This window comes from Porcincola intestinalis, from assembly GCF_009696445.1.
GTDB lineage: Bacteria > Bacillota > Clostridia > Lachnospirales > Lachnospiraceae > Porcincola > Porcincola intestinalis.
Genome location: NZ_VULZ01000006.1, coordinates 100,812 through 121,340 on the forward strand (window position 1 = coordinate 100,812; position 20,529 = coordinate 121,340).

The 20,529-nt window shown below is 54.3% G+C and carries 20 protein-coding genes; all 20 read right to left on the minus strand.

The window, feature by feature from the left end:
• Positions 1-14: 14 nt before the first annotated feature.
• The gene (locus FYJ35_RS07100; protein ID WP_235906439.1) at positions 15-935 is read right to left on the minus strand and encodes an ABC transporter permease; all 921 of its coding nucleotides are present in this window, start codon (positions 933-935) and stop codon (positions 15-17) included.
• Between the two features lie 86 nt (positions 936-1,021).
• Positions 1,022-1,990 carry an ABC transporter ATP-binding protein gene (locus FYJ35_RS07105; RefSeq protein WP_154525001.1) on the minus strand — a complete coding sequence of 323 codons (969 nt, stop codon included), beginning with the start codon at positions 1,988-1,990 and terminating at the stop codon, positions 1,022-1,024.
• On the minus strand, positions 1,977-3,011 hold the full coding sequence (locus FYJ35_RS07110; RefSeq protein WP_154525003.1) for an ABC transporter ATP-binding protein: 1,035 nt from the start codon (positions 3,009-3,011) through the stop codon (positions 1,977-1,979). Before FYJ35_RS07110 ends, FYJ35_RS07105 begins: the two co-directional genes overlap by 14 nt.
• Before the next feature lie 253 nt (positions 3,012-3,264).
• A complete protein-coding gene (gene rsfS / locus FYJ35_RS07115) occupies positions 3,265-3,645 on the minus strand; it encodes a ribosome silencing factor (protein ID WP_154525005.1) in 381 nt (126 codons plus the stop codon).
• A 50-nt stretch (positions 3,646-3,695) separates the two neighbouring features.
• Positions 3,696-4,304 (minus strand): bis(5'-nucleosyl)-tetraphosphatase (symmetrical) YqeK, encoded by a 609-nt coding sequence (gene yqeK / locus FYJ35_RS07120; RefSeq protein WP_154525007.1) that lies wholly within the window; start codon positions 4,302-4,304, stop codon positions 3,696-3,698.
• Positions 4,286-4,885 carry a nicotinate-nucleotide adenylyltransferase gene (nadD, locus tag FYJ35_RS07125; protein WP_331469177.1) on the minus strand — a complete coding sequence of 200 codons (600 nt, stop codon included), beginning with the start codon at positions 4,883-4,885 and terminating at the stop codon, positions 4,286-4,288. The genes yqeK and nadD overlap by 19 nt, the downstream gene beginning before the upstream one ends.
• Positions 4,886-4,914: 29 nt before the next feature.
• Complete coding sequence (locus FYJ35_RS07130) at positions 4,915-5,223, minus strand: YhbY family RNA-binding protein (protein ID WP_154525011.1); 309 nt, start codon at positions 5,221-5,223, stop codon at positions 4,915-4,917.
• 234 nt (positions 5,224-5,457) lie between these two features.
• The gene (locus tag FYJ35_RS07135) at positions 5,458-6,039 is read right to left on the minus strand and encodes a Fe-S-containing hydro-lyase (RefSeq protein ID WP_154525013.1); all 582 of its coding nucleotides are present in this window, start codon (positions 6,037-6,039) and stop codon (positions 5,458-5,460) included.
• Position 6,040: 1 nt separating this feature from the next.
• Positions 6,041-6,883 carry a fumarate hydratase gene (locus FYJ35_RS07140; RefSeq protein ID WP_154525015.1) on the minus strand — a complete coding sequence of 281 codons (843 nt, stop codon included), beginning with the start codon at positions 6,881-6,883 and terminating at the stop codon, positions 6,041-6,043.
• Between the two features lie 43 nt (positions 6,884-6,926).
• Positions 6,927-8,555, minus strand: a complete 1,629-nt coding sequence (locus FYJ35_RS07145; RefSeq protein WP_154525017.1) for an FAD-dependent oxidoreductase — start codon at positions 8,553-8,555, stop codon at positions 6,927-6,929.
• 12 nt (positions 8,556-8,567) lie between these two features.
• Positions 8,568-9,242 carry a 4Fe-4S dicluster domain-containing protein gene (locus FYJ35_RS07150; RefSeq protein WP_154525150.1) on the minus strand — a complete coding sequence of 225 codons (675 nt, stop codon included), beginning with the start codon at positions 9,240-9,242 and terminating at the stop codon, positions 8,568-8,570.
• A gap of 210 nt (positions 9,243-9,452) precedes the next feature.
• A complete protein-coding gene (locus tag FYJ35_RS07155; protein WP_154525019.1) occupies positions 9,453-10,313 on the minus strand; it encodes an FAD/NAD(P)-binding protein in 861 nt (286 codons plus the stop codon).
• Positions 10,306-11,346, minus strand: a complete 1,041-nt coding sequence (locus FYJ35_RS07160; protein ID WP_154525021.1) for a 4Fe-4S dicluster domain-containing protein — start codon at positions 11,344-11,346, stop codon at positions 10,306-10,308. Before FYJ35_RS07160 ends, FYJ35_RS07155 begins: the two co-directional genes overlap by 8 nt.
• Positions 11,343-12,335: a 4Fe-4S dicluster domain-containing protein gene (locus FYJ35_RS07165; protein WP_154525023.1), complete on the minus strand. Its 993-nt coding sequence runs from the start codon at positions 12,333-12,335 to the stop codon at positions 11,343-11,345. Before FYJ35_RS07165 ends, FYJ35_RS07160 begins: the two co-directional genes overlap by 4 nt.
• Positions 12,323-12,802 carry a hydrogenase iron-sulfur subunit gene (locus tag FYJ35_RS07170; RefSeq protein ID WP_154525151.1) on the minus strand — a complete coding sequence of 160 codons (480 nt, stop codon included), beginning with the start codon at positions 12,800-12,802 and terminating at the stop codon, positions 12,323-12,325. Before FYJ35_RS07170 ends, FYJ35_RS07165 begins: the two co-directional genes overlap by 13 nt.
• A 26-nt stretch (positions 12,803-12,828) precedes the next feature.
• Positions 12,829-14,823, minus strand: coding sequence for a CoB--CoM heterodisulfide reductase iron-sulfur subunit A family protein (locus FYJ35_RS07175; RefSeq protein WP_277066733.1), 1,995 nt, complete (start codon positions 14,821-14,823; stop codon positions 12,829-12,831).
• Between the two features lie 16 nt (positions 14,824-14,839).
• Positions 14,840-15,232, minus strand: coding sequence for a 4Fe-4S dicluster domain-containing protein (locus FYJ35_RS07180; RefSeq protein WP_154525025.1), 393 nt, complete (start codon positions 15,230-15,232; stop codon positions 14,840-14,842).
• Positions 15,233-15,234: 2 nt separating this feature from the next.
• A complete protein-coding gene (locus FYJ35_RS07185) occupies positions 15,235-16,101 on the minus strand; it encodes a CoB--CoM heterodisulfide reductase iron-sulfur subunit B family protein (RefSeq protein WP_154525027.1) in 867 nt (288 codons plus the stop codon).
• 241 nt (positions 16,102-16,342) lie between these two features.
• Positions 16,343-18,088: a single-stranded-DNA-specific exonuclease RecJ gene (recJ, locus tag FYJ35_RS07190; protein ID WP_235906441.1), complete on the minus strand. Its 1,746-nt coding sequence runs from the start codon at positions 18,086-18,088 to the stop codon at positions 16,343-16,345.
• Positions 18,089-18,273: 185 nt separating this feature from the next.
• Positions 18,274-20,529, minus strand: a complete 2,256-nt coding sequence (gene secD, locus FYJ35_RS07195; protein ID WP_154525031.1) for a protein translocase subunit SecD — start codon at positions 20,527-20,529, stop codon at positions 18,274-18,276.

Below are 20,529 nucleotides of genomic sequence, written 5' to 3' on the forward strand. Positions count from 1 at the left end.
GGTCAGGTGCCTCCTTATGCCATCTGGATACGCGGATCCACAACCTGGTACAGAATGTCGCAGATCAGATTCATCGTGATAATCAGAGCTGCATAGAAGACTGTGACCCCCATGATCAGAGTGTAGTCACGTGCACTGATGGCATTCACAAAGTATCGGCCGAGCCCCGGGACATTGAACACAGACTCCGCCACGAAGCCGCCGGTCAGGATGGAGGCGGTCAGAGGGCCCAGGTAGGTGATGATCGGGATCAGGGAATTTTTCAGCGCGTGGATGAAGATCACTCTTCCCTCTCCCATGCCCCTTGCGCGCTCAGTCTTCAGATAGTCCTGTCCGAGGACTTCCAGAATGGAAGCTCTGGTCAGACGCATCAGATAGCAGGTCGGATAAACGGCCAGCACGATGATCGGCATCACATCTCCACCTGGTTTTCCATAGGAGACAGGAAGCGCTTTCAGATTGACCGCAAGAACAAGCATCAGAACAGTGGCAAGCACATAACCCGGAATTGAGATACCGATGGCTGAGATCACGCGGATGGCACCGTCAGCGGCCTTTCCCTTGAAGAGCCCGGCGATACAGCCGAGCGGAACGCCGATCAGGATGGCAGCAATCAGAGCCTTCAGACCGAGCCGCATAGATACTGCGAAGGATTCCGTCACGATCGTGCTGATCGCGCGTCCTTTCTGAAGTACGTAGCTGGTCCCCATATCACCGTGAAACAGATTCTGAAGATACCGGCCATACTGGACGATCAGCGGTTTATCCAGACCGTATTTGGCGATCAGGATCGCCCTGGTTTCCTCAGTCGCCTTCTCCGACATGAATGGATCGCCCGGGATGATGTTCATCAGGAAAAACGTGATTGTAATAATTGCAAACAGACTGACGGCTGCAAGCAGCACCCGTTTCAAAATCTTTTCGAACATAGCCATATGGGATTCCAACCTTCCTCTCAACGTTGAGCGGCTTACCTGAGTTGAAACTGGTATGCCGGTCTATTCCGGGAACGTTCCCGCGTCTACAGCTGGGCGCAGGCGACAAAGTGACCAGGCGCAACTTCCTTCAGCGCTGGAAATGCCTCTGCGCATCGCTTTGTCTGATGCGGACAGCGGGTCCGGAACGGACAGCCGGATGGCGGATTCAGCGGTGACGGAATCTCGCCTTCCAGTACCACTCTCTTTCTCCGGGCACTTTTATCGGGATCCGGAATCGGAATCGCGGACAGCAGCATCTTTGTGTAGGGATGCTGCGGATGTTTGTAAAGCTCGTTGCTGTCCGCCAGCTCTACAAGCCTGCCAAGGTAAAGAACGGCGATACGGCTGCTGATATGGCGGACGACGGAGAGGTCATGGGCAATGAACAGGTAGGTGATGCCCTCATCCTGCTGAAGCTTCTCCAGCATATTGATGACCTGAGCCTGAATTGAAACATCAAGCGCCGACACAGGCTCGTCGCAGACAATGAATTCCGGATGAACGGAGAGGGCTCTTGCGATGCCGATCCGCTGGCGCTGACCGCCTGAGAATTCATGAGGGTACCGGTTGTAGAAGTATTCGGAAAGTCCGACCATCTTCATCAGGGAAAGAATCTTCGTCTGGCGTTCCTCCCGGTCTGAATAAAGCCTGTGAAGGTCAAGACCCTCTCCGATCAGATCAGATACGGTCTTTCTGGGATCAAGCGAAGCGTACGGATCCTGAAAGACGATCTGCATCTTCTGGCGGTAAGGATGCATATCCGCCTCATTGAGGCGCTGGCCTTTGAAAAGAATATCGCCTCCGGTCGGCTCCAGCAGCCGAAGCACACACCTGCCCAGCGTTGATTTCCCGCAGCCGGACTCTCCTACCAGACCGAGGGTCTCTCCCTTCCGGATTGAGAAGGAGACGTCATCGACTGCGCGGACCTTGTCATGATGGAAGAAGCTCTGTTTCACATCAAAGTATTTCTTCAGATGCCTCACTTCCAGAAGCGTATCTTCATGTGTCTGCATCCCGCATTCCCTCCTTCGCCTGTTCCTCGTGGAAAACCTTCCAGCAGCGGACAGTGTGCCCGTCTCCGAGAGACGCTTCCGGTGGTCTCTTCCGTGCGCAAATTCTCATGGCGTACGGACAGCGGCGGGCAAAGGCGCATTCGTCACCCAGCAGGGACATCTCCGGCGGATTCCCCTCAATCGGAACAAGCGGCTTTTTTTCGTCTCCATCGACATCCGGGATGGAATGCAGAAGCCCTTCAGTGTACGGATGCCGGTGATCGTAGAATATCTGTCTTTTATCGCCGGACTCAACGATCTCCCCGGCGTACATGACCAGAACACGGTCACAGATATCCGCCATTACACCCAGGTCATGTGTGATAAAGATGATCGATGTGTGAAATTTTTCCTTTAATTCCTTCAGAAGGTCTATGATCTGAGCCTGGATTGTGACATCCAGTGCGGTTGTCGGCTCGTCGGCAATCAAAAGCTCCGGATCGCAGGCAAGCGCAGTCGCAATCATCGCCCTTTGGCGCATGCCGCCGGAAAACTCATGCGGATACTGATCAATTCTGCGCTCCGGCTGGTTGATTCCGACCATCCTGAGCAGTTCAATGCTGCGCTTCTCCCGGTCTTCCCTCGACAGGTTTGTGTGCTTTTTCAGCACTTCATTTAACTGATAGCCGATTGTAAAAAGTGGGTCGAGCGATGTCATCGGATCCTGAAAGATCTCGGAGATCCGCCGGCCGCGGACTTTCCGGAGTTCACGGAGCGGAAGCTTCAGGAGGTCCTGTCCGTCAAAAAGAATCTGACCGCCCTCGATGACGGCATTCTCCGGGAGAAGCCGGATAATGGCATTCGATGAAATGGACTTGCCGCTTCCCGATTCACCAACGATTCCGAGAACCTCGCCGCGTCTGAGCGTGTAGCTGACATCCCGGATGGTCGGTACCAGTTTTTTCTGAATCCGAAAGGAAAGCTTCAGATCCTTCACCTCTAGGATGGTTTCCTTCTCCGTTGTCTCACCTGCGTTTGTCATATCCTGCTCCTGAAAATATAAAAAGGCGCACAGAAGAAAGATTTCCTTTCCTCTGCACGCCTTTGTGCCTTGCTGCTATCGTGTATCTTTTACAACCGGCTGCACGATTACAGGAACCTGTTTTCTGCCTGATTGTTTCAGTGGTTAAGCCTTACTATACATCATCTGACTAAAATGTCAATAAAAAATGTTCGGAATTCAGGTTTTCATAAAAATAATTTTGACCGAGGCCCGTCTTTCCCGGAACAGGGATTCATTTTTCCTCTGCCTGGGAATCGGACAGCTCTTCGATGGTTACCTGCCGGCCGTCGCGCCAGATCCGCTCCAGGTCATAGAACAGCCGGTTCTCACGGTCAAAGATGTGGACAATCAGATCGCCGAAATCAAGGAGCACCCAGTTTGCGTTCTGGTATCCTTCCGTGTCCTTCGGGACAAACCCGGCCTTGCCGAGCGTTTCCGAGACATGATCGGCCATCGCCTGGACCTGGTTGCGGTTTTCGCCTGAGGCGATCAGAAAATAGTCTGCGATGACACTCACGTGTCCGATATCGATCACGCTGATGTCGGCGGCCTTCTTGTCCTCCAGTGCGTGGTAGGCCAGGATCGTCATTTCTCTCGATTTTTCATCTGCCATTCTCATTCCCTCCATGGCGGGTATAAAAACTTTGTAGCGATATGCCGGGATCAGACGGTCAGGGAATCTCCCTTGTCATCCGGCTCATTGAACAGGTTGTAATAGTACCGGAAAGCACTCCGGCTCATCTCATCGATCTCTCCGTGACCTTTATCCAGGTAATGAAGGGTGTCTTCCAGGATTCGGAGCACGGTCTGGTTCAAATCCCGGAATGCCAGTGCTCTGATCTCCGGGAGGTTTGCTGCCTTATACCGGGCAGGTTCGATATAGTCTGCAATGAAGATGATTTTCTCCAGAACGGACATATTCGGCCGGCCGGTCGTATGCCATCGGATCGCACTCAGGACATCTTCATCAGTGACGCCATACTGCTCTTTCGCAAGATATGCACCAAGCTTGGAATGCAGCAGGTACTGTGCCTTCAGCTCTGTCTTTGATACTTCAATTCCATACTCCTGACAGAGCTTCAGCTTCCGCTCATTCGGAATGCACTTTGCGCAGTCATGTAGAAGCCCCGCACACTCTGCCTTCTGGATGTCGGCGCCGTGACACATGGCAAGCGAAGACGCTGTGAACATCACACCAAGCGTATGCTGATAACGGTCTTCATCCAGTTCTTTCCTGAGCCTGTGTTCTGTCTTTATGAAATCGTACTGCATCTGTAGACTCCATTTTCCATGATGTACGTCCGCACCGGATCAGGGACATAATACCGGATGCTGGCTCCCTCGGAAATCCATCTCCGGATCATATGGGAGGAAATGTCAAGATTCGGGCTAGTAAGCTTCCGGATGTCCGCCTGGTATCGGACCTTCAGTTCATCAATCCGGGGATCGAGCTCGCTGGAGGAAAGTCCGTCCCGGACGGCCACAATCAGTGTACAGAGACGGGCAATCTCATCCGGGCACCTCCACGTATCAAATTCGAACAGGGAATCAGCTCCCATGATGAAAAAGTAATCCGTATCGGGATGCTCGGCTGCCAGACGGGTCAGGGTCTCCTTCGTGTAGGTGTACCCTTCCTCATGCATCTCCTCGAGGGACAGCTGAAAATGATTGTTCCCCTCAATTGCGAGCCGGACCATCTCGATCCGCTGACTGTTTGATGCCCCCTCGCGGTTCCTTTTGTGTGGAGGATTTCCCGATGGCATAAACAGAACCGTGTCGAGCTGGAACTGCTCGTATGCACTCTCCCCGAGAATCAGGTGCCCGATATGGATCGGGTCAAATGTTCCGCCCATGATCCCGACTTTTCTTCGCAAGGCGGGCATCAGTTCTTCTTTCCGGCCGGCGGCAGGATGATCTTCTTCTTTTCATCCCGGCCTTCCTTGTATAGGACAAACTTTCTTCCGATCACCTGGACCAGCTGAGAGCGGGTGCGCTCCGCAGCCGTCCTCGCGAGATCCTCCAGATCTCCGTCATAATTCTGGAGAATACCGATTTTGACCAGCTCTCTCGCTGCCAGCGCCTCCGCGATGGACGCTGTACACTCCGGTGTGAGCCCCTCTTTTCCAACCTGAAGAATGGTCTCTGAGGTAGAAGCCAGACTCTTCAGATATGCCCTTTGCTTGCCTGTCATAGAAGATAAACCTTTCAATATACAATTTAAATCTGCTGAAACAGGTGTCATTATACCATACAGATAAAACCGTCTCAACCATGCATCAGAGAGCGGCAGAATGCTGCCGGATGCATATCATAATATGGAACAGATGGTATCACATACCGTGCCGCATCCATGCTACACAATAACCATATAAGAAAGGCGTCTGCATATCCGGCTGGAGACACAGACGCCCTTCTGAAAGGCTGTTTAAGCTTTCTGATTTTCCTCATGAAGCTTCAGGTACTCTGCCCTGCCGCTCTTATAGAGGTCATTGCCTTCACTGTCGATGATCACTGTCACCGGAAAATCCTCAACATAAAGCTCTCTGATTGCCTCAGGACCAAGATCCTCATAAGCAATCAGCTTACACTTCTTGATGTGCTTGGCAAGCAGTGCACCTGCCCCGCCGATGGCTCCGAAGTACACACCGCTGTACTTCTTCATCGCATCGACAACAGATGGCTGGCGGGCGCCTTTTCCGATCATGCCGCGGGCGCCGAGAGAAATCATCTCGGGTGCCCATTTGTCCATACGACCGGCGGTTGTCGGTCCGGCGGATCCGATCACCTTTCCAGGCTCAGCCGGTGTCGGGCCGACATAGTAGATCGTTGCATTCATCGGATCAAACGGAAGCGGGATTCCTTTTGCAAGGTTCTCCGTCATGCGCTCATGGGCTGCGTCGCGGGCCGTATAGATGGTTCCGGTCAGGAGAACATTGTCTCCCATGTGAAGTGTCCTGGCAAGCTCAGGGGTCAGCGGAAGCTGTACTCTGCGAAGTTCCTCAGCCATCTCAGATCACCTCCGTTTCATGTCTTGTCACGTGGCAGCTGATATTGACTGCACAGGGCATCCCGGCAATGTGTGTCGGAAGGGTTTCGATATTGACACCGACAGCGGTCGTCCTTCCGCCAAAGCCCTGCGGACCGATGCCCAGTTCATTGATCTTCTCAAGCATCTCATCCTCGAGAGCCGCATAATACGGATCCGGGTTGTGGGAGTCGATCGGACGGAGAAGCGCCTTCTTGGCTGCCAGGGCAACATGGTCGAAATTGCCGCCGATTCCGACCCCGACAACGATCGGCGGGCACGGATTCGGGCCTGCCTTTTCAACCGTCTCCAGAATGAAATCCTTGATGCCCTGAAGGCCCGCGGAGGGCTTGAACATGCGAAGCGCACTCATGTTTTCGGAGCCGAATCCCTTCGGCGCGACTGTGATCTTGACCTTGTCTCCCGGGACAATGTCGACTGTAATCATAGCCGGTGTGTTGTCTCCGGTGTTGCCACGGCGGATCGGATCCGCTTCAACGCTCTTTCTCAGATATCCCTTTGTATAACCTCTTCTGACACCTTCATTGACGGCATCATACAGAGCGCCGCCTGTAAAATGCACTTCCTGTCCGACTTCGAGGAAGATGCATGCCATTCCGGTGTCCTGGCAGATCGGGACATTCTCCTTGTCCGCGGTCTGAAAGTTGTCGATAATCTGGTCGAGAATCGTGCAGGCAATCGGTCCGTCCTCACAGGCTCTGCAGGCCTTGATGCCGGCCTGCATGTCCTGCGGAAGGTGACGGTTCGCGTTGATACACATCTTCTCGATTGCATCAGTGATGACGCTGACGTCTATGTCCCTCATGTGTCTCCTCCGGTAAGCTGAAATTCGTTTCAGCAGATCTTGTTTACTGGAACTGGAAGCCTCTCTGCTCGTACTCACGTGCGTGGCGTGCGTACTTCGGAAGAAGAAGCGGGGAAACCTTTCCGGTGTTCAGACCTGCTTCCTCAAGCTCCTCGGCGTACTCTGTCACATGCTCCAGGGTTGGTTCGCCAAGCTCGACAGAAGCTGCTCTCTTCGCAGCGCTCTTTCCGGCATCACGGCCAAAGACAATGACATCCAGAAGAGAGTTCCCCATCAGACGGTTTCTTCCATGGACACCGCCGGAGCACTCACCCGCGACAAGCAGATTGTCGATGCTGGTCGCGCATTCAGCGTTGATCTCGACACCACCGTTCTGGTAGTGCAGGGTCGGGTAAACCGGAACCGGTACCTTGCGCATGTCGATGCCGTACTGCAGGAACATGCGGAGCATGGCCGGGATTCTGGCCTCAATCGTGCCTTCGCCGCCGAGCTGTTCGATCATCGGGGTATCGAGCCAGATGGCATCGCCAAGCGGTGTCGTGACACCTTCATGTCTGCCCTTGCACTCACGGATGATGCCAGCCGCGGAGACATCGCGGGTTTCCAGCGGATGAAGATATGCAACCCCGTCCTTGTTGACAAGCTGTGCGCCGAGAGAACGAACCTTCTCGGTGACCAGTGCGCCCTGAATCTGAGACGGGAATGCAGCTCCGGTCGGATGATACTGAATTGTATCCTGATACAGCAGCGGAGCGCCTGCGCGGTATGCGAGGATCAGGCCGTCTGCCGTTGCGCCATAGTGGTTGGAGGTCGGGAAGTTCTGGTAATGAAGTCTTCCGCAGCCGCCGGTCGCGAGGATGACAACCTTCGCGCGCGCAACCAGATAATCACCTGTCTCCATATTCAGAAGAACAGCACCTGCAACCTGTCCCTTGGAATCCTTGATCAGCTCAACTGCCGACGTGAATTCGATGACCGGGATCTGGCGGTTCTGAACCTCATCGCGGAGAGTACGCATAATCTCAGCACCGGAATAATCCTTGCAGGCATGCATTCTCTTTCTGGAGGTTCCGCCGCCGTGTGTTGTGATCATGGTTCCATCCGGTGTCTTGTCGAACATGACACCGAGATCGTTCAGCCATTTGATGGCATCCGGCGCTTCCATGACAAGCTTTTCGACAAGCTCACGCTTTGCGGCAAAATGGCCGCCGCCGTATGCATCCAGGAAATGCTGTACAGGAGAGTCATTCTCCTTGTCTGCAGCCTGGATACCGCCCTCTGCCATCATGGTGTTGGCATCACCTGCGCGGAGCTTTGTCACGATCATGACCTTCGCGCCGGCATTGTCCGCCTCGATTGCTGCGGAGCATCCCGCTCCGCCTCCGCCGATGACCAGGACATCCGTGTCATAATCAACCTTGGACAGGTCAATGTTCATGCCGTACAGGCGGCTGTTGGAGTGAAGAAGCTCAGCGAGCTGCTTCGGAGCCTTCTGACCCTTGTTCGGGCCGATCTTGATGGTATCAAATGCATCCTCGCGGTAATCCGGATGCCACTGTCTGAGGAGTTCATCCTTCTCCTCGGCATTCAGACGCCTTGGTTCCGTGTGAAGACGCTCCGGACGGGTCGCCTCCACCTTTTTGATGGATTCCAGCATCTCTTCTGTATACATCTTCGCCCCTCCTTATTTCTCGATCTCGCGGTTGTTGTAGAGCTCTTCAAGCTTCTCGGTCGGGAGAGATGCCATCTCCTTCATCGGCTCGTCGAACTTGCCTTCAGCAATTTCCTCGACTCTCTTCTCGAGATGCTGGCTCTTCGGAGCAATATACTTGCCGGTCAGTCTTCTCGCAAGAAGGCCTACATACGGGTGAGAAATGCCGGCCGGGCATCTGGTCGAGCAGCAGCCGCACATGACACAGTCAAAGGATTCTTCTGCGCACTTTTCGAAGTCCCCTCTCTGTGCGTATGCGATGTACTGCATAACGTTCAGGCTCTGCGGGCAGGCCTTTGTGCAGGCATTGCAGCCGATGCAGCTGTAGATCTCCGGATACAGCTCCATCATGACGTTATCGGAGACCTTCAGATCATTGATGTTGTAGATTCTCTTATCCTGCGGATAGAACGGGATCGAGGCAATATACATGTTGTCCTCGACCTGCTTCTGGCAGGCAAGACAGGTATGGAGCTCGTTGGAGCCCTTGATGCGGTAGATTGTAGCACAGGCACCGCAGAAGCCGTGACGGCATCCGACTCCGCGCTTCAGCGTGTAGCCGGCATACTCCCAGGCTGCGATGACGGTCAGACTCTCCGGAACGCTGTAGCGCTTTCCGTAGAAGTATACGTTCACCATCTTCTCCATGGCTTTGTCCTTTCTTGAAAGAAAAATTGTCATCCGGTCTGCTTGAGAACCGGGCAGCATGCAGGCAGCCTCGGCAAGGCTCGCAACAAAGCTGCTCGCTTTGTCGGGGCACCGTGGCTTCGCCACGTGCCCCACAGCCAGCCAGTCCGCTCAGGAATTGCACGCGAGCGTGCATTCCTTCCCGTACTGTCTGTCTGTGGCTGCCTTTAATTAATATTCCTGGGGGAGTTCGTCAATCTGGTCGCATCTGAACACAGGACCGTCCTTGCAGACGTACTTGGTTCCGATGTTGCAGCGGCCGCACTTGCCGATTCCGCATTTCATGCGAAGTTCCAGTGTCGTGTAAACCTGCTCCTTCGAGAAGCCGAGTTCTGTCAGACCCTGCAAGCAGAACTTGATCATGATCGGCGGCCCGCAGATGATCGCGGTCAGGTCTGTGTCGAATCCGACTTCCTTGAGGTAGGTCGGGACAAAGCCTACGTGACCGTTCCATTCCGGATCTTCCCGGTCGATGGTCAGATAGACATTCGTGTTCGGGGCCTTCTCCCATACGTTCTGGATTTCCTCAAGCTTGACGAGATCCTTCTTTGAGCGGGAGCCGTAGAGAATGTTGATGGTTCCGTAGTCCTCACGGTGTGCGAGACAGTAGTTGATGACAGAGCGAAGCGGCGCAAGGCCGATTCCACCTGCGATGAACAGGAGGTTCTTGCCCTTGAACTTGTCCTCGACCGGGAAATGGTTGCCATAGGGACCTCTGACCAGAATCTGGTCTCCCTCGTGAAGGCCATGAAGATAAGTGGTGAGCTCTCCGCATTCCTTGATGGAGAATTCGTTGTAATCCTTGACGGTAGGTGAGGATGTGATGGAGAACATCGCCTCACCGATTCCGGGTGCGCAGATCATCGCGCACTGTCCGGGCATCTGGTCGATCAGCTTGCCGCCGCCCGGTTTGATGACCTGGAAGGATCTCACATCAGGCGTTTCCTGCGTGATCTTCTGAATAACTCCGACCTGAGGGATCAGAGCGTCACGCACATATTTGTCGTTATGGCACAGGCATTCTTCAGACATCTGCGTTCTCCTTTCCCATCGTCTTAATTACCTTGACAATATTCAGTGCCTGCGGACACTTGTCCACGCAGCGGCCGCAGCCGACGCACATATACAGGCCGTTGTTGTTCTCCGGGAAGTATACCAGTTTGTGCATGAATCTCTGGCGATAGCGCTGCATCTGGGTCAGACGGTTGTTCGCCGCTGCCATCAGCGTGAAGTCGGAGTACATGCAGCTGTCCCAGCAGCGGTATCTCTGGATGCCGTGGCCGGTATTGAAGTCCTTGATGTCGTAGCACTGGCAGGTCGGGCAGACGAAGGTACAGGTACCGCATGCCAGACATGCATCCGAGAGCTCCTTCCAGTGAGGATCATTGAACTTCTCCTCAACCTTGCCGGGACCCCAGCCTTCAAGCGAGAGATGCGTGTAGGGAAGCGTTTCGACAATGCCGCGGATCGAATCCTGCTCCTTTGAGATCTTCTCACTAACATCTCCTGCATCCTCGAAGGCATCTGCAAACTGATCCAGCCATGCGCTGCCCTTCTCTGTCTGTGCATCAAGATAGAAGAACCCGTCGATCTCCCACATTGCGACATCTGCATCCGGAGCCGCAGCATCCGTGCCGAAGACCTTGCAGAAGCAAGTCTGCGCCGGCTTGTGGCACGCGAGGGATACCAGAACGGCATGTTCTCTTCTCGCCTTGTAGAAGGTGTCAACCGGCTCCTGGTTCAGGAAAACCTGATCCATGACCGTCAGCGCCTTCACATCACACGGACGGATTCCGAACACACAGAATGGTTTCTCGGTCAGCTTCATCGGGCTGATCTCGAATCCATTGTCATCGTGGTGAACCATGTAAAGCGTCTGACACTGTGGGAAGAAGACATCCTTCGGGCTCTTGACCGTTTTCAGCGTGTCAAGGTCTGCCACTCTGCTGTCATCCCACAGTCCCCAGTTTGTCACATCGGCCATCTTCACAGGTGTGAAGAGATCCATTGCAGCCGATACCTCAGCAAAGAGCTTCGGGAGGTTCTCTTTCGCAATCTTTTTCATCCTCTGCTCCTCTCCAGCCCGGCTGCGGGCTCAACATCGTGAAGCGTGTATGCGGTCAGAGGTCCTGGAGTCGTCGTATCCGAACCGGCCTGGAACTCTCCATACAGGTCATCTGCATCCAGAATGAACTTGCGGTTGAACAGATGCAACGGAATGTTCTGCGGACAGACTCTGGAACACTCACCGCAGTCTGTACATCTGCCTGCGACATGGAAGGCGCGGATGATGTGGAACATATTCTCCTCAAATGTATCAGCGTTCGCCTTCTGGGCTGTGTCATATTTCGTATTGTCAAAGACACAGTGTCTGCAGTTGCATGCCGGACAGACATTCCTGCAGGCGTTGCAGCGAATGCACTTTGAAAGCTCCGAGCGGAAGAACGCATAGCGCTCCGCCGGGGTCATCGCTTCAATCTTTCGGACTTCCTCAAAGCGGTCAGCCCCCTCTGCTACGGTATCCTTGGAATCGAGGAGCTTCTCATCGAAGATCTGATGTTCCTTCGTCTTGCAGAAGAAGCATCTTTCCAGCATGACATCGCGGTAATCGATGTCCTTCTCCTCGCCGTAAATTGTCTTTACATGAATCCGGTCGCATGCGTCGCTCAGCTCGATTCCGGAGATCTCGGCGATATCGCCAAGCCCCATTGCGGCGAACTTTCTGTGGTCGAGCTTGCCCTTGCAGCCGACACCGATGATGTACGCATTGTCGCGGTTGACCTGATGCTCCTTGATCAGCTGGTTGAAGCTGAACGTGTCGCACGGTTTCAGAAAGACAAGCGTCTTTCCTTCCAGCTTTGTTGCCGCAATCATGTATTTGCTGAGGTTTGCGCCGCAGAATCCATTGTAAATGAAATCCTTCTCGAGCTCCTCGGCAGACGTAAAGATATGCGGCTCCGGATTGTACGGCAGATCCCCTTTCTTCCAGCCGAGAACGCGGACGACAGTGCCGTCAGCGAGGAGTTCTTTTGCGCGGTTGATCAATTCCTGCATCTGATATCCTCCAATCTCACGTTCCTGCCGAGGTTTTTGATCGTATCTGCAAACTCGTTCATGATCGATGCGAACCTCGCCCCTTCCGAAGCGGAAACCCACTCAACGCGGACTCTTCCCTTGTCGACACCCAGATAGTCCAGCATCGAAATCAGAAGGGCCATTCTTCTGCGTGTGTAGTAGTTCCCTGTCGTATAGTGGCAGTCTCCCGGGTGGCAGCCGCAGATGATGACACCGTCGGCGCCCTTCTCGAATGCCCTCATGATGAACAGCGGATTGACACGTCCGGAACACGGGACACGGATAATTTTGATGTCCGCCGGGTAGTCCGCTCTGTTGTTGCCGGCAAGATCGGCCCCTGCATAGGAACACCAGTTACAGCAGAATGCGACGATCTTCGGTGTGAAGGTGTTCTCCTTCTTTGCGTCCGCCTCGCCGAGATATGCGAGGTTCTCCTTTTCAAGCATCGCCTCCGGGGAGGCAGTCTTTTCGATTACTGGCATACTGTATCTACCTCCGCCATGATCTGTCTGTTGGTGAATCCTTTCAGGTTCATCGCGCCGGACGGGCATGCTACCGAGCAGGCACCGCAGCCCTTGCACAGAGCCGAGTTGACCGAAGCGATTCTTCTGGTCTCACGCAGACCATGATCACGAATTTCCTTGTCGACATAAGTGATCGCGCCGTACGGGCAGACATTCGCGCAGACGGAGCAGCCGTTGCAGTACAGCTCATCCGGCTCTGCAATGCACGGATTCGTCTTCAGCTTGTCCTTTGCAAGAAGGCCGACAACCTTGATGGCGGCCGCACCTGCCTGGGCAACTGTCTCCGGGATGTCCTTCGGACCCTGGACGACACCGGACATGAAGACACCGGCGGTTGCTGCCTCAACCGGGCGAAGCTTTGCATGCGCTTCGTTGAGGAAGTTGTTGTTGTCGATGGAGAGCGTCAGCATCGTCGCCAGCTTCCGGATATCCGGGTTCGGCTCGATCGCGCCTGCAAGGACAACCATGTCCGCATCGATCTCGACATCCTTCTGGTCGAGAAGGTCAACGCCGTGGACATGAAGCTTTCCGTTCGGAAGCGGTGTCACCTTTCCGACATTGCCCTTGATGTAGTCAACGCCATACTGCTCGACCGCTCTGCGGTAGAATTCATCAAAATTCTTTCCCGGCGTACGGACATCGATGTAGAACACATGGATGTTGGTGTCCGGATAGTGATCCTTGATCAGGATTGCCTGCTTTGCTGTGTACATACAGCAGATCTTGGAACAGTAGGTCTTTCCTCTCCTGTCATCCGGCGCGCATCTGGAGCCGACACACTGGATGAAGACCATTTCCTTCGGCTGCTTATGGTCGGACATCCTTTCAAGATGGCCGGATGTCGGACCGGCTGCGTTCATCAGTCGTTCCAGCTCGATGGAGGAAACGACATCCTTGCTCACACCGTAGCCGAGCTCGCCGAACTTGTGAAGATCGATCATATCGAACCCAGTCGCAACGACAATCGCACCGTACTTTTCCTCGATGATCTCGTCCTTCAGCTCGTAGTCGACTGCGTGGGACGGGCAGACCTTGGAGCAGATTCCGCACTTTCCGGTCTTGAAATGGATGCAGTGCTCCTTGTCGATGACCGGAACATTCGGAATCGCCTGTGCGAATGGAATATAGATCGCCGGTCTTGTATCGAGTCCTCTGTTGAATTCATTCGGAGTTTTTCTGGACGGACACTTGGATGTGCAGATCCCGCAGCCTGTGCAGTCCTCAGCCCTTACGGAACGTGAATGCTTTGTGATCTGGACTGTGAAGTTTCCGACGAAGCCGGATACATCCGTCACCTCAGAGTATGTGAAGATCCGGATATTCGGGTTCTGATTGACCTCTGTCATCCTCGGAGTGAGGATACAGGATGAGCAGTCAAGTGTCGGGAATGTCTTGTCCAGCTGACTCATACGGCCGCCGATGGACGGAAGCTTTTCAACGATGTCAACCTTGTATCCGGCATCCGCAATGTCAAGCGCTGTCTGGATTCCTGCGATTCCGCCGCCGATGACCAGAGCGCGCTTTGTAACCGTGCTCTCGCCTTCCTGAAGCGGGCTGTCCAGATTGACCTTTGCGACAGCTGTCTTCATCAGCGTGATCGCCTTCGGTGTTCCTTCCTCCATATCCTTGTGGACCCAGGAACACTGCTCACGGATGTTGGCGATCTCTACCATGAACGGGTTGATGCCGGCCTTCTCGGCAACGGCACGGAATGTAGCCTCATGCATACGCGGAGAGCAGGAGCAGACCACGATTGCGGTAAGACCGTAATCCTTGATTGCCTGGGCGATCAGATTCTGACCGTTCTCGGAACACATATATGTGTAATCAACGGCATAGACCACGCCCGGCTCATGTTTGGCTGCCTCGGCGACTTTGGAAACATCAACCGTAGCGGCGATGTTTGTGCCGCAGTGACAGACAAATACACCGATTCTTTGCACCTGATTTCACCTCCGCTTACTTTCTCTCTCTGCGCAGTACGCTGACGAGCAGCTGCTGCGGCATCTGTGGGTCGACCATAGCCGGAATCTGTTCCGGGTACAGGTGGGAACCGCCGCGCTGACGTATGACAGCCTGGCGGACACCATCGATGAGCTTGCCCGGCTTGACATTCCTCGGGCATCTCTCAATGCAGGTGGAGCACCCAAGGCATTCCCAGATCGTTGTGGAATTCATCAGCTCGCGGATCTCACCGTGAGCCATATAGCTCGGGAACTGGTGCGGCTTGATGTCCATCACATCGTAGGCCGGGCAGGAAGCAGAGCACTTGCCGCAATGCATGCACTTTGTCACATCGACTTCCGAGATTGTGAGAATCTCGTCTCTGATCAATCTTTCATCAGGAGTCATCTTCAGGCCTCCTTTCCGGCTTCGTGCATACATGCACAGGAAACGCCGTCAAGCTCAGCTGGATCCGGCTTCGCTTCCAGAAGGTCAAGCGCCTCCGCGAGAACCTCGGTCATGTAGCGGACCGGGAGTTTGTCCGGCCCCTGGTACTGGTTCAGGTTGTACCAGCAGAGCGGACAGGCGGTGATCAGCTCCTCACAGCCGGCGTTCTTTGCGTCTGTGAAAATTTTGCCGACGAGCTTGTCGGAAAGTGCACGGTTTTCCATCGAACGGTAGCCGCCGCAGCATTCATTCCGCATCTGGTAACGGACCGGTGTCGCGCCGACAGCGCTGATGAAGTCTTCCATGATGGAAGGATTCTCCGGATCATCAAACTGAAGGATCTTTGACGGACGAAGCAGAAGGCAGCCATAGTACGCTCCGATCTTCTTCCCGGTCAGCGGCTTTGTCACCGCTTCCTTCACCTTGTCAAAACCGATCCGGTCGCGGAGGAGCTCCAGATAATGCAGAACCTTCGTCTCTCCCCTGTAGGGTTCATCGAACTGCGCGTAGTTGTTCGCACGCGTCTGGATATCCGGAACATTGGCCATATCATCATTCACCCGCTTGATGACATGGTAGCAGGCGGAACAGACGGTTACGAGCTCCAGGCCATGTTCCTTGGCATCGTTCAGCGCCCTCACAGAGGACAGCTTGTTCCCGATCTCGTCAGAGCCAAGCGGATAGACACCGCCGCAGCACTGCCACATCTCCGGCTCGACAAGCTCTGCGCCGAGCTTCGCCGCACAGGATCTGGCATAGCGGTCAAGATCCCTGGCCTTGGTCTTCAGCGTACATCCGGGGAAATAGCTGTATTGTGTGATTTCACCCATATGTGCTGTCTTTCTCCTTTCTCATGATAAAAGCCGAACTGATTTTCAGACACCAGTCAGCTCCCTCAGTATCTTTTCTATCGTACTCTCTCGCGGACTGATTGTCAAATTTTTCACAGACGTGAACGGACGTGAACATTCGGCATTCTCGTGTTGCCTGCGCCTCATGTGGGGCGTGTAAATAAAGTCCTGCCACCACTCGCATGCAGGCATGCGTGGCGGCGGACGATTGACACTGTAATCATTTCATGTTTGTTATACATATCTGAATCTCTCTGTGTCCGCGGTATTCATTCACCTCCGGATAGAAGGCAGCCGTCACACGCAGACTGTTGGGAAGGCCTGCCATCAGCTTCTTCACCTCATCCTCGCCGCCCTTTGCAGCGAGCCTTTGGAGCAGACTGTCCGCGTCACAGAAACAGACTGCGCTCATGCGCCGGGTACCGGATGCAACCGCAAGCTTCAGTACATTTCTTCGTTTTCCCAGCACCCTGCAGGAAAGAAGAGAGAGGTTCTGCTCCCCGAATAGAGGACGCTCATTCCCTTTTCCAAAGGGCTCCAGAAGCTTCAGACTTTCAACAAGTTCCTCGGAAATGTACGAAAGCGGAAGTCTCGCGTCCAGCATGACTTTTCGCGCGAGATCCTCCTCTGTCAGTGTGCAGGCTGCATTGAGCCTTCTGCGGAAAGCGTCCAGCTTCTCTGCCCGGAGAGATAAACCGGCCGCCATCGGGTGACCGCCGAATTTTTCGAGCAGATCGCCGCAACCTACCAGCTCATCATACATCGAGTATTCCGCAATCGAGCGGCCGCTTCCCTTTAACAGGCCTTCTTCCTGGGCATCTGTCAGAATAAAGCATGGCTTGCCACTGCGCTCTCTCACTTTCCCGGCGATGATGCCCGCGATGGATTCGTGTGTCCCCGGCAGATAGATCACGAGGACCTTATCGGATGAAAGAGGTTCACTCTCTGCTTCCGCCATGGCCTGTACAACTCCCCTGTCGGTCAGCTCCTTTCGCTCCTGGTTGAGGCTGCAGAGATGCTCTGCGAGCAGGCGGGCCTTCTGCGCGTCCCCGGATAGGAAAAGTGCCACTGCCTCGTGTGCTGTCTCCAGTCTTCCGCCGGCGTTGATACAGGGGCCCAGTACAAAGCCGATGTGATAGGCCGAAAGAGCCCGACCCTGGAGCCCGCAGGCTGATATGAGCGCTCTCATCCCGATATTATCCGATTTTTCCAGGAGACGGAGCCCTGTTTTGACAAGAATCCGGTTCTCTCCCTTCAGGTCCATGACATCTCCGACCGTCGCAAATGCAGCAAACGGGAGAAGCTCCATTGTCAGCGGACAGCCTTCCGGAGATGGAAGGCCTCCTTTTGATGTCTGGAGGCGGGCTTCCATCATATAGAGGAGCTTCCACGCAACCCCTGCGCCGCAGAGTGCCTTGTTCGGATATCTGCAGTCGTGCAGGTTCGGATCGATGACAACATCTGCGGATGGTTTCAGCCAGAGCCGGACGCCGTCCTCCTCCCGGTAAGGCTGCGAATGATGGTCTGTCACAATGACCGTCATGCCGGCGTCCTTTGCAAGCTGAATCTGGGACAAGGCAGAGATCCCGTTATCGACCGTGATCAGTGTATCGATCCCATCCCGGATGGCCTCTTTCACCAGGCGGACATTGAGACCATAGCCGTCGGAAAGCCGCTCGGGAATATCATAGGAAACATCGCCGCCGAGGGCTGAAAGCCCCTCCACAAGGATGCAGGTCGCGCAGACACCATCGATATCATAGTCTCCGATGACACGGATCGGTTTATGCTGCCGGATTTTCTCCAGGATGATGTCCGACGCCCTGTCAATCCCATCCAGCCCGGCGGGACTGTCGAGATCCTGGAGCGACCCGTACAGATAACGTCCGGCATCCGCTTCGCTCTCAATTCCACGGTTCCGCATGACCCTTGCTGCCATCGGATCAATACCGAATTGCTTTCCCATTTTGATGAAATCTCCGGATTTCCGGATTTCGAACCATTTTTCCACTGTCATCCACCTTTCTGCGTCTGATAAAACAAAGTCAAAAAAGGCCTGCGGCCTCCCGGTGCGTATGGCGCAGCGCGGGGGAGCCGCAGGCTCATTCCAGCTGTCTACCGGCAGCCTGAAAATGATTTGTCAGTCAGGATTCAGGACTGTGGGACATGCTTTTTCTTTTTCTTGCTCGCAGTAATTTTGCCGGCTACCTTTGCAGCTGCAGCGGACTGCGCAGCTGCTTGGTCCTTCTTGTCCTTACGGATCCGCATCGTGTACCACATCGCTCCGGTCAGGCACACGGAGGAGTACATTCCGGCAATGATACCGACGATCAGCGGAAGTGAGAATTCCTTGATCGAAGGCACACCGACGATGTACAGGAAGAAGACGGTGACAAATGTTGTCAGCGAGGTGTAGATGCTTCGCGTCATAGTGGAGGTGATGCTGTCATCTACCAGAGCCTCAAGCGATTCATACTTGTCGCGGCTCTTCAGATTCTCGCGGACACGGTCGAAGATGACGATCGTGGAGTTGATCGAATAACCGACGATTGTCAGCATAACCGCGATGAAGGTACCGCCGACCGAGATCCGTGTGATGGCATAGCTTGCAAACACGACCAGCACGTCGTGGATCAGGGCGATGATTGCCGAGGAGGCAAAGCGCAGATCCGAGAAACGGAACCAGATGTAGATCAGCATGCAGACGACCGCGATGATGACCGCAACGATTGCATCTCTTCTCATCTCATTTGAAACGGTTCCGGATATTGTTTCAAAGCTGATGGCCTTTGCCTGCTCACCGGCGTTGTCCTTGTACGTATCGATCGGGAATTCCTTGTCGAGAGCGTCGGAAAGCTTCTGGCGTTCGTCATTGCTCAGCGTGCGGGTCTTGAAGATGATTTCATTACCGCCGGCAACCTTCTGTGCCTGCACCTCTGCCTCCCCGATCACCTTCTGAATGACAGGCTTGATCTTTGTATCGATGGCATTGATGTCGTAGGAATCCTTGAACGTCACATCTGTGGAGGTGCCGCCGCGGAACTCCATCGAGAAGTTCAGAGCCCCTCTTCCTGCTGCATGGTTTGCGATGCAGGCGACAGGGCCGGTCAGGATTGCGATCAGAGCGACCGTGAAGAAAAGCTTCCTGCGCCCGACCATGTTGAGCCGCTTGATCGCGATCATCTTTCCGAAGTATTTCGGATCGGACATGCCAAGCGCGTAGAAGGACTTGACAATCCACTTGGACACGAAAAGCGCTGTAAACATGGACAGGAAAATACCAAGTGCCAGGGATTCGGCGAAGCCCTTCACAGAGCCTGTTCCCATGATGTAAAGAACCAGGCATGCGATCAGTGTGGTGACATTGCCGTCGATGATAGCGGACAGGGCCTTGCGGAATCCGGTGTCAATGGCAGAACGGACAGAGTTGCCGTTTGCAATCTCCTCGCGGATGCGGGCATAGATGATGACGTTTGCATCGACTGCCATACCGATTGACAGGATGACACCTGCAATCCCCGGAAGCGTCAGCGTCATGTCAAAGGCGTTCATGGCAACGAGATCCAGCGCTGTGTAGAGAAGAAGGGCGAAGGAAGCGACAATGCCCGGAACCTTGTAGGCAAGGATCATGATGATCATGACACAGATGACGCCGATGATGCCTCCGATCAGAGAGGTCTTCAGAGCCTGCTGACCGAGCTGTGCGCCGACAACCTGCGAGCGGATTTCCTCCAGCTCCAGGGAAAGAGAGCCGATACGGATGGAAGAGGCCAGCTCCTTGGCGGAATCCAGCGTGAAGTTGCCTGAAATTTCGCACTTCCCGTCTGTGATGGCCTGCTGCACAACCGGGGAACTGATCGTCTCTCCATCGTAGACAATGGAAATCGGCTTCCCGACATTCTTGGTTGTCGCATCGCTGAATGCCTTCGCACCTTTCTTGTCAAAGGTAACCTCGACAACGTATTTGGTGTTATTCATGTTGTCTCTGGTGGAAGCGGCTTCCGCAGACTCAATATGAGAACCGTCCAGAATTTCGGTTCCGTCCGAAAGCTCAAACTTCAGAGAGCCTGGTTTTCCCAGCTGGGCGAGGATCTCCTCTGCGTTGGAGACACCGGGAATCTCGATGTTGATCCGGTTCGATCCTTCCTGATAGACATGCGCTTCGGTCGAGATCGCGTCGACACGCTTCTGGAGCTTGTACACGGTGTCTGCCATGTCCTCGGCTGAAGGGTTGTCTTCCTTTGCCTGATAAGTGACAGACACGCCGCCCTCCAGATCAAGACCCAGCTTGATGTTTTTCATGGCACCTGTCCCGGTCGGTCCCCACCCGATAAACGCAGTGTAGAGCAGAAGGACCAGGGAAGCTGCCAGAAGGATCAGAATGATTCTTGCCTTCTTCTTGCTCAT

Coding starts and splice junctions, on each gene's coding strand:
- FYJ35_RS07160 (WP_154525021.1), bottom strand. CDS start 11,346: ATGAAAAAGATTGCGAAAGAGAACCTCCCGAAGCTCTTTGCTGAGGTA.
- recJ (WP_235906441.1), bottom strand. CDS start 18,088: ATGGGAAAGCAATTCGGTATTGATCCGATGGCAGCAAGGGTCATGCGG.
- FYJ35_RS07130 (WP_154525011.1), bottom strand. CDS start 5,223: ATGACAGGCAAGCAAAGGGCATATCTGAAGAGTCTGGCTTCTACCTCA.
- FYJ35_RS07100 (WP_235906439.1), bottom strand. CDS start 935: ATGGCTATGTTCGAAAAGATTTTGAAACGGGTGCTGCTTGCAGCCGTC.
- FYJ35_RS07185 (WP_154525027.1), bottom strand. CDS start 16,101: ATGGGTGAAATCACACAATACAGCTATTTCCCCGGATGTACGCTGAAG.
- FYJ35_RS07180 (WP_154525025.1), bottom strand. CDS start 15,232: ATGACTCCTGATGAAAGATTGATCAGAGACGAGATTCTCACAATCTCG.
- FYJ35_RS07105 (WP_154525001.1), bottom strand. CDS start 1,990: ATGCAGACACATGAAGATACGCTTCTGGAAGTGAGGCATCTGAAGAAA.
- FYJ35_RS07170 (WP_154525151.1), bottom strand. CDS start 12,802: ATGCTTGAAAAGGAGAACCTCGCATATCTCGGCGAGGCGGACGCAAAG.
- FYJ35_RS07150 (WP_154525150.1), bottom strand. CDS start 9,242: ATGGAGAAGATGGTGAACGTATACTTCTACGGAAAGCGCTACAGCGTT.
- FYJ35_RS07135 (WP_154525013.1), bottom strand. CDS start 6,039: ATGGCTGAGGAACTTCGCAGAGTACAGCTTCCGCTGACCCCTGAGCTT.
- FYJ35_RS07145 (WP_154525017.1), bottom strand. CDS start 8,555: ATGTATACAGAAGAGATGCTGGAATCCATCAAAAAGGTGGAGGCGACC.
- secD (WP_154525031.1), bottom strand. CDS start 20,529: ATGAGCAAGAAGAAGGCAAGAATCATTCTGATCCTTCTGGCAGCTTCC.
- yqeK (WP_154525007.1), bottom strand. CDS start 4,304: ATGCAGTACGATTTCATAAAGACAGAACACAGGCTCAGGAAAGAACTG.
- FYJ35_RS07140 (WP_154525015.1), bottom strand. CDS start 6,883: ATGAGGGACATAGACGTCAGCGTCATCACTGATGCAATCGAGAAGATG.
- FYJ35_RS07155 (WP_154525019.1), bottom strand. CDS start 10,313: ATGTCTGAAGAATGCCTGTGCCATAACGACAAATATGTGCGTGACGCT.
- nadD (WP_331469177.1), bottom strand. CDS start 4,885: ATGGGCGGAACATTTGACCCGATCCATATCGGGCACCTGATTCTCGGG.
- FYJ35_RS07165 (WP_154525023.1), bottom strand. CDS start 12,335: ATGCAGGAATTGATCAACCGCGCAAAAGAACTCCTCGCTGACGGCACT.
- rsfS (WP_154525005.1), bottom strand. CDS start 3,645: ATGGCAGATGAAAAATCGAGAGAAATGACGATCCTGGCCTACCACGCA.
- FYJ35_RS07110 (WP_154525003.1), bottom strand. CDS start 3,011: ATGACAAACGCAGGTGAGACAACGGAGAAGGAAACCATCCTAGAGGTG.